This is a genomic window from Halomonas saccharevitans, from assembly GCF_900116405.1.
Lineage (GTDB): Bacteria > Pseudomonadota > Gammaproteobacteria > Pseudomonadales > Halomonadaceae > Halomonas > Halomonas saccharevitans.
Genome location: NZ_FPAQ01000068.1, coordinates 1 through 8,216 on the forward strand (window position 1 = coordinate 1; position 8,216 = coordinate 8,216).

Sequence of the window (8,216 nt, forward strand, 5' to 3'; positions counted from 1 at the left end):
TGCCTGGAAGCCGGGGCAGACCACGTAAGCGCTGTCGATACATCGTGGCCGACAAGGGCTATGACAGTGATCCTCTTCGCCGCTACTGCGACCGGCACCGCATGAAACCGATCATCGCCCGGCGCAAGATGAAGCGAAAGCCTCGACCAGGCGCCCCTCGGGGCTTCGACAAGCCCCGTTATCGAGAGCGCAACATCATCGAGCGCTGTTTCGCGTGGATCAAGGAACTGCGCCGCGTCTGCACCCGCTACGACAAGTTGGCCAGCAGCTTCAGAGCGATGGTATGCCTGGCCTGCATAGATCGTTGCCTACGTGCTGACTTTCCAGACAGAACCTAGAGCCTGCATCATGCTGTGTCTCCTGATTCCCTTCAAAGGACACCGGACCGACACAAGACAGCACCAAACGGCGGCCCGACTTCACTTACCTTGGTTGTGACGACTATTTTACTACCTCCTCATAAAGCCCGCCACGCGCCCTTGTAAACACCTTCATAGAAAGAGAGTTTACAGGTAGGATATTGGCGCTATCTGACGCCACCGGTGACTGCCGGTGACGACGCGCCACGTTCACTGCAGGAGGCCCGATGACGTCCCCCGTCTGGCACCCCTATGCCCACCTCAAGACCCAGCGCCCGGCCCCCAAGGTGGTCGGCGGCGAGGGCGCGACCTTCACCCTGGAGAGCGGCGAGACGCTGCTCGACGCCACCTGCTCCTGGTGGTGCATGATTCACGGCTACGCCCATCCGCGGCTGGTGGCGGCGATCCGCGAGCAGGCCGGCGAACTCTGCCACGTCATGCTCGGCGGCCTGACCCACGAGCCCGCCGACCGCCTGGCCCGAGAGCTGGTGCGCGTCACCCCGGAGGGCCTGAACCATGTCTTCTTCTCCGATAGTGGCTCGGTGGGCATGGAAGTGGCCATGAAGATGGCCGTGCAGTACCACTACCTGCGCGGCAAGCCGGCCAAGCATCGCATGCTGACGCTGATGAAGGCCTACCACGGCGACACCGCCGGCTGCATGGCGGTGTGCGACCCCGAGGAGGGCATGCACTCGCTGTTCTCAGGCTTCCTGCCGCAGCACCATTTCGCCCCCGCCCCCACCGCCCCCTTCGCGGCCAGCGCGAATGAGGTGCAGCCCGACCTCGACGCCCTGCGCGGCGTGCTCGAGGCCCATCACGAGGAGATCGGCGCGCTGCTGATGGAGCCGCTGCTGCAGGCCGCCGGCGGGCTCAACATGACCTCGCCCCACTATCTGCGCGGCGCCCGGGAGCTCTGCGACGAGTTCGACGTGCTGCTGATCTTCGACGAGGTGGCCACCGGTTTCGGGCGCACCGGGCGAATGTTCGCCGCCGACCATGCCGACGTTACGCCGGACATCATGGTGCTCTCCAAGGGGTTGACCGGCGGCTACCTGGGCCACGCCGCGACGCTCGCCACCGACAAGGTACACGACGCCTTCGTCGGCGACAGCGAGCTGCACGCCTTCATGCACGGCCCCACCTTCATGGGAAACCCGCTGGCCTGCCGGGTGGCGCTGGAGAGCCTGGCGGTGTTCGAGGAAGAGGACTACCTGGGCCGCATTAAGGCGCTCAACGGCGTGCTGCGCGAGACGCTAGTGAACGATGAGGCGCTGCGCGCCCATCCCGAGGTCGAAGATGTCAGGGTGCTGGGCGCCACCGCGGTGATCGAGGTCCATGACGCCGCCGTGCTCAAGGGCGTGGCCGACTTCGCCCGCACCCAGGGCGTCTGGCTGCGCCCCTTCGGCCGCTGGCTCTACACCATGCCCGCCTACATCACCAGCGATGCCGAGATGCGCCGCATCACCGACGTCATGAAGGGCTGGTTCCTGGAGCGCTGAGCGCTCACATCAGCGAGCGCGGCAGGCGCAGGTCCCAGCTACGGCAGTAGACCCGCGTCTCTCCCTCGAAGGCATCCAGGGTGGCGTGTAGCCGGAAGGTCTCGGCATCCGAGGTGAGGCGTGTGAATGTCACGGTGCGCACCGCCCATTCGCCCCGGGCCAGCGAGCGCTCCCAGTGGGTCGTGCCCTCCAGGGAGTCGAAGTCGTCGTCGCGGCAGGCGTAGGTCTCCACCGTTCGGGTCGCCACCTCGATCCCGGAGTCCTCCAGCCGGATGCGACCGTTGTCGTTGATCACCTCGAGGATCGACAGGTCCTCGGCCAGGTCGCGATGCACGTACCAGTTGTGATGGCCGGGTTTGAGGCGCGTGGTCTCGATGCTCGGCGCCGCCTCGGGCTCGGCGAAGGGAGCCAGTCGGCTGTCCTCCTCGCGAGGCGGACGCACCGGCAGATGCAGCGCTGAGCTCCGATCGAAAAGCGTCAAGCGCACCGGCTCGGGTGGCGCCCAGGCCAGCGGCCAGTAGGAAGAGGAGAGCGACAGCCGCAGCCGGTGGCCGCGAGGGAATACCTGGGCCACGTCGTTGAGCTGCAGGCGCACCCGATAGCGACGCCCCGGCTCCAGGGGACTCGGCGAGGCGTGGCTCTCGCGGTGGGTCAGGTTGAGCAGGCCGTAGGTGACACGGGTCGCCTTGTCGTCGGGAGCCACGTCGCAGAGGCGCGCCGCCACCATGGCCACCGGCCGGTCGGCGGCCAGCTCCAGCTCCACCACCGCCGCCCCCATCACCTCCAGCGGTGCCGTGAGCGGCGGGCTGTCGAAGGTCAGGGCGCCGCCGTCCTCCTGGCGCTGGTCGTGGGCCAGGTCCGGGCCGGCGGCATAGGAACACCACTTGCCGGCGAAGAGCCCGCAGGTCAGCGGCGACTGCACGGTCAGCTCCTGCTCCTCCTCGCCGGGATGCCCGTCGAGATGCAGCCGGTCCGGCGAGAGCGGCAGCTTGACCTGCACGATGTTCGGCGACGGCCAGCAGGGCTCGGCGACCCATCGCCCCGGTCGGCAGCCCACCTTCGTGGTCGGCGGCATGCTGTCCTGCATCCATACCTTGAGCGCCGGCTCCTGGGTCACGCCGGTGTCGCGCCCCTTGAGCCACTGATCCCACCAGCGCACGCACTCCTGCAGGAAGCCGATGGCCGGGCCCGGCTCACCGAGATGGGGGTACTTGTGGCTCCAGGGGCCGATCAGCCCCTGGCAGCGCTCGGGCAGGTTCGCCACCAGGCGCTTGACGGCGTTGGAGTAGCCGTCCGACCAGCCGCTGACCGCCAGCACCGGCACCTGCACCCGCGAGAAGTCCTCGCAGATCGAGCCGTGGCGCCAGTAGGCATCGCGGTGCGGATGCTCGAGCCAGGTGGCGAGCCACAGTCCGCTGCCCTCGAGGCGCCGGTGCCACATCGCCCGCCACTCCTCGCCCACCACGCTGGGGTCCGGCGGCAGCGAGTTATAGGCGAACATGGTCGAGGCCCAGGAGAGGTTGTCCCCCAGCAGGCAGCCGCCCATGTAGTGGACGTCGTCGGCGTAGCGGTCGTCGGTGGAGCAGACGCTGACTACTGCACCGAGCTCGGGGGGCTGGCGGGCCGCCAGCTGCAGGCCGTTGAAGCCGCCCCAGGAGATGCCGATCATGCCGACCCGGCCATCGCACCAGGGCTGGTCGGCCAGCCAACGCAGGATCGCCTCGCCGTCGAGGAGCTCCTGCTCCAGGTACTCGTCGGTGAGCACGCCTCCGGAGTCGCCACTGCCGCGGATGTCGACGCGGATCGAGGCATAGCCGTGGCCGGCGAAGTAGTGGTGGTGCTGGGCATCGCGTCGCGCCGAGCCGTCGCGCAGCCGGTAGGGGATGTACTCGAGGATCGCCGGTAGCGGCCGCGAGTCTGCGCCCTCCGGCAGCCAGAGACGCGCGCACAGTGCGACGCCGTCGTCCATGGGGATCCACACCGGATCGTGGCACTCCACGCGATAGGGGAAGTCGGTGACGATACGCATGGCATCCTCCTCTCGTCATGACCGATGACGACGCTCAGGCCTCGCCTTCCTCGGGGAGCGGCTCGATCTCGAACGGCAGCATGCCCCGGCACTGCTCGATGCGCGCGTCCAGCGTCTCGCGATCGTCCGCCCCGATGAAGAGCACGCCCAGCTCCCAGGAGAAGGAGTCCTGATGCTTGAGCTCGGAGAGCCGCATGCCCTCCTCCACGTTGAGCTGCACCAGGGTGCCCGGAAACGCCGCCTCAACGCGGCGGATCTCCTCCTCGCTCGGCACCCGACTCACCCGGCCATTGTCGAAGACCCGCAGCATCTGCTTGGCGGCCACGGCATAGCGCCCCTCGCGATGGGGCATGCGCGGCGCGATGCCCAGCGCCACGTCCACCATCACCTGGAAGTGCGGTGCGCCGTCGACCAGCTGGAAGAGCGCCGCGTGGGAACGCGAGAGGCGCGCATTGACCTCGAGCAGCCACAGCCGGTCGCGCTGCTCGTCATGGAAGTACTCGATGTTGAAGGGGGCGTCATCAAAGCCGATCCGGGCGATGAACCCCCGGGTGATGGCCAGCATGCGCTGCTGGAGCGACTCCGGCAGCGAGGAAGGATACTCGTAGCGCAGCAGCACGGAGGAGTGGGCGTCGTCGCGCAGGCTGTCGACGATGCCCACCAGATGCACCCCACCGTTGAGGACGTAGCCCTCCAGGGTGAACTGACGCCCCGCCGAGATGATCGCCTCGGCGATACAGTGATGCCCGGTGACCGCCGCCACCTCGTCGGGCAGGGCGGCACGGGCGCAAACCTCATCGAAGGGGCGACCGAAGCGTCCGATCCCGGCGCGGATGACGGGCAGCACCTCGCGCAGGTGGTCGGCGTTCTCGATGCGAAAGCCCAGGTGCGACGAATGCGCCTTGATCGGCTTGAGCCAGAACGGATAGTCGGTCTGCACGGACTCGATGGCTCGCGGATCGAAGGGGTCCAGCGCCTGGAAGGCCGGCACGCACTCCGGCACCGAGCGCGACTGCTCCAGCCGGCTCCAGTACTTGTGCTCGCACTTGAGCACCGCTTCGAGCGACGGGCCGGGCAGCCCCCTGGCCCGGCGCAGCACGGGCAAGAGCCCGCTGGTGGGAAAGTCCCAGTAGCCGACGATGGCATCCACCGGGCCCTCGAAGCGGTCGAGCTCTGCCAGCGCCTCCCCCATCAGGCGATCGAAGGGGTACTCCTCGGCATGCACCACCTTCCCGAGGGTGAGCAGCGGATGAAAGGCATACTCCTCGGCGTGACGCAGATGCGGCAGCAGGCGTTGCGACAGCTGATCCTGGCCGACGATGAAGACGTTCCAGCGCATGGGGATTCCTCCAGACAGGCCATCCCATGGCGGCGAATCATCGTGTCTTGTCCCAACCTCCATCATGGCAAGCGATTCGCGAATCTGCCTGCGGGATATGCGCCGCCCTCCCCGCGCATGCCGAGCCGCGGCAGGGGCAGGCGGGCGAGGTAGGGAGACATGGTGCCGGAAAGGAGGAAGCCGCTAGACTGCAGGCTGCGAGGCGAGGCATGCCGCTCGCCCGACCCCGTACCAGCCAAGGATGCCCCGCATGACCCTGAGCAAGACCCGCACCAGCTTCTATCGTCGCCTCTACGTCGCCCACCTGGTGGCCAGCGGCGCCGCCAGCGTGCCGGCCATCATGGAGGCCACCGGCATGCCCCGGCGCACCGCCCAGGACACTCTCGCCGCCCTGGCCGAACTGGACATGGTCTGCGAATTCGAGCCCCTGCCGGGCGAGCGCCACAACATCGGCACCTACGTGATTCGCGACTGGGGCCCCATCGACCCGACCTGGGTGGCCGAGCACGCCGAACGGCTGCGTGAGGCCTTGGGCTACCCGCCGCGGCACTGAGGCCGACGCGGGATCACGCGCCAGCCCGACATGGGCGCCGGTCGAGTGAAGAACCGTCCGCTGCGGCTCCGGCCGGTGGAGCCGTCTCCGCTATGCTTCAGGGAAACACCTTGGCGTAACGAATCACCCGCGTGACGCCCGGCAGGGAGACGACCGTATCTCCCGGCGAAGGGTCGCCTCCCGGGTCACGTGTCAGGGCATGCCGACCGGACCATGGGAGGAGACCTCATGCCGAGTCCCTACTGGCTGCTTCCCGCCTTTCTGCTGCTCTCCTACGAGCTGCGCCTGGTCGATACCCTGGGCTTCCACGCCGCGCTCGCCTGCGTGCCCCTGGCGGCGCTGGCCGGCGACCGCCTGGGCTGGCGAGGGGTCGGCCTGGTTGCCCTCGGCGGGCTGCTGCTGCCCGTCGGCCTCTACACCCCCATCGGCGGCTTTCCCGCCCGACTGGATATCTACCTGGTCTCGCTGGCCCTGGCGGCGCTGCTGGCCACCCGCTGGCCGGTGCCGAACATGGCTGACACCTTCCACCCGAGCGCGGGCTTTTTCACCGCCCTCGCCCTACTGCCGCTTCATGTGCTGGTGGCCCGGGAAGGGCTCGACAGCGGTGTCGAAGTGGTGGTCATCGTCAGCCTGCTGACGCTGCTCTTCTTCCTGCTGTTCCTGCTCGGCTGGGCACTGGCGCCGCCCTTCCCGGTGCTGGCTCCCCTTGGCCTGGCCACGGTTGCGGGGATTGCCCTCGCCCTGCTCGATGGCACCGTGCTCGAGCTCCCCAGGCGGCTGCACTACCGGCTGGATACCTCAGCGGACTTCCTGACCGGCGCGGCCTGCTTCCTGGCCGGCCGATACGCTCGCCTCCTCTTCCTCGAGGGGGCATCGGATCGAGCCCTGCCGCGCCGGTCCCTGGTCACCCTGGCCCTGCTGCTGGCGCTGTGGGGCGGATATCCGGCCTGGCTGGGCCTCGTTGAGCGTTCGGCGGAGTACGCCACCCTGATCGAGCAGTTCACCCCCGTCGGCAGCGCGCTGGCCCTGCCCCTGGCGGCCCTGCTGGCCGGATGGCGATACCGATGGCGGGGCATCGCCGGCCTGGTGGTCATCGCCGCCGCCGTGGAAACCGCCGGGGCGATGCTGGCCTGGGGCAGCGCGAACCTCGGCACCCTCGTGGTGGCCTTCGCCTTCGGGGCACTGGGCAACGGGCTGCGCGACCGCCGCGATGGCACGCACACCGCCTGGCCCTCGGGCAGCCGGGCCGGCCTGTTCCTGGCCGGCGTGGTGAGCCTGCCGCTGATCCTCGGGCTCGAACTCGGCGAGGCGCGAGACCTCGCGATCCTGGCGCTCGGCGTGGCGGCCCTCCTCGTGCTTCCCTTCATTTTTCGGGTGCTTTTGCGTCGAGCCGGCCTCTGGTTGAGCGAGACGGCCCGGCGCGGCTGGATGGCCCTGACGGGACTGGTGCTGCTGATACTCGGGCTACTCCCCCATCTCCAGGAGGCCCTGATCGCCCTGGGGGCCGTCCTGGCGGTCGTCGGGGTCGGCGAGGCCTGGGGCTGGCGTTCGAACGAAGCCGTGATCATCGGACTCGGCGTCCTGGTCTATCTCGCCATGCTGCTGACGGCCGTGGCCGCGATCCTGAGGCGCCTGCCAGACGTGCTGGCAAGCGGCAGGGAGCTCAGCCGCTGGTGGAAGGCCCGGCGAGAGCCGGACCACCCGATGGCGACGGAAGCTGAGATGGAGAGCAACTCCGCCACGGCGACATGGCTCCCGCGCCTGGCCAGGGGAATCGGCTGGATACGCAATGCCCTGCTCCTTGCCGCCGTGGGGATGACCCTGATGTTGCTGCTGGAAGAGTTTTTCCGAGAGTGACGATCTCTTGCGGGGCTGGGTTCGGCCAGAAGCGGACGTTCAGCCATAGCTGATTATTGCCGAACGCACCGCCGCCACGCCAGAGGCGTCCAGTGCTGTGACTTGTTAAATCAGAGTCTCGCCAAGCTCATGAGTTTATGTGCTACTCCGAGCACTCTGTAATTCAATGTTCCACCCCCACCTTGACACACATTTGTCACTCTCACGCGCCAAGCTCAACGCGAAGTGCTACGAGAGTAAGACTGGATGCCCCAGCGTAAACCGCTAAGCCCGGCTTATTCATGAGGGCGTCCTGAAAACGAAGATGGCGAGTGGTTTTCTCTTGTAGAATCAAGATGTTCCTGCCAGAACACGATTCAAGAGGACCACTCGCCATGGGTGAAACCCTAACGACCTGGTCGCCCTCGTGCAACGGCTCTGTCCGTGTCGAGCTGAGCGGCCACCGCACCACCAGCGACAGCGGCGCTCTCCTGCTGCGTGAAACCCTCGACAACAGTGGCGTGATCGAGGCGCTCGAAGACAATCTGGTCGATCGACGCCACCCGCTGCGTATCCGCCACTCGTTGGCCAGTCAGCTGCG

Annotated in this window: 6 protein-coding genes and 1 pseudogene; 5 read left to right on the plus strand and 2 right to left on the minus strand. The window is 67.9% G+C overall.

All coding sequences use genetic code 11. The annotated features are described in order from the left end of the window. A partial coding sequence (locus BM388_RS17150; RefSeq protein WP_139233946.1) for a transposase occupies positions 1–338 on the plus strand: 338 nt, incomplete at its 5' end. 248 nt (positions 339–586) lie between these two features. Then, positions 587–1,858, plus strand: coding sequence for an adenosylmethionine--8-amino-7-oxononanoate transaminase (gene bioA, locus BM388_RS17155; RefSeq protein WP_089852417.1), 1,272 nt, complete (start codon positions 587–589; stop codon positions 1,856–1,858). Between the two features lie 4 nt (positions 1,859–1,862). Here bioA and BM388_RS17160 read toward each other — a convergent pair whose 3' ends face one another. Both BM388_RS17160 and BM388_RS17165 read right to left on the minus strand, forming a co-directional pair. Next, positions 1,863–3,887 carry a CocE/NonD family hydrolase gene (locus tag BM388_RS17160; protein ID WP_089852419.1) on the minus strand — a complete coding sequence of 675 codons (2,025 nt, stop codon included), beginning with the start codon at positions 3,885–3,887 and terminating at the stop codon, positions 1,863–1,865. 34 nt (positions 3,888–3,921) lie between these two features. Next, complete coding sequence (locus BM388_RS17165; RefSeq protein ID WP_089852421.1) at positions 3,922–5,226, minus strand: ATP-grasp domain-containing protein; 1,305 nt, start codon at positions 5,224–5,226, stop codon at positions 3,922–3,924. Positions 5,227–5,476: 250 nt separating this feature from the next. Here BM388_RS17165 and BM388_RS17170 point away from each other — a divergent pair, with 250 nt between their 5' ends. From BM388_RS17170 to BM388_RS17180, 3 genes and pseudogenes are all read left to right on the plus strand, one after another. Next, on the plus strand, positions 5,477–5,779 hold the full coding sequence (locus BM388_RS17170; RefSeq protein WP_089852423.1) for a winged helix-turn-helix domain-containing protein: 303 nt from the start codon (positions 5,477–5,479) through the stop codon (positions 5,777–5,779). Between the two features lie 228 nt (positions 5,780–6,007). Next, entirely contained in the window at positions 6,008–7,636 is a 1,629-nt protein-coding gene (locus BM388_RS17175; protein WP_089852424.1) for a hypothetical protein, read from the plus strand. A gap of 335 nt (positions 7,637–7,971) precedes the next feature. After that, a pseudogene (locus tag BM388_RS17180) lies at positions 7,972–8,216 on the plus strand (hypothetical protein); the annotation flags it as partial.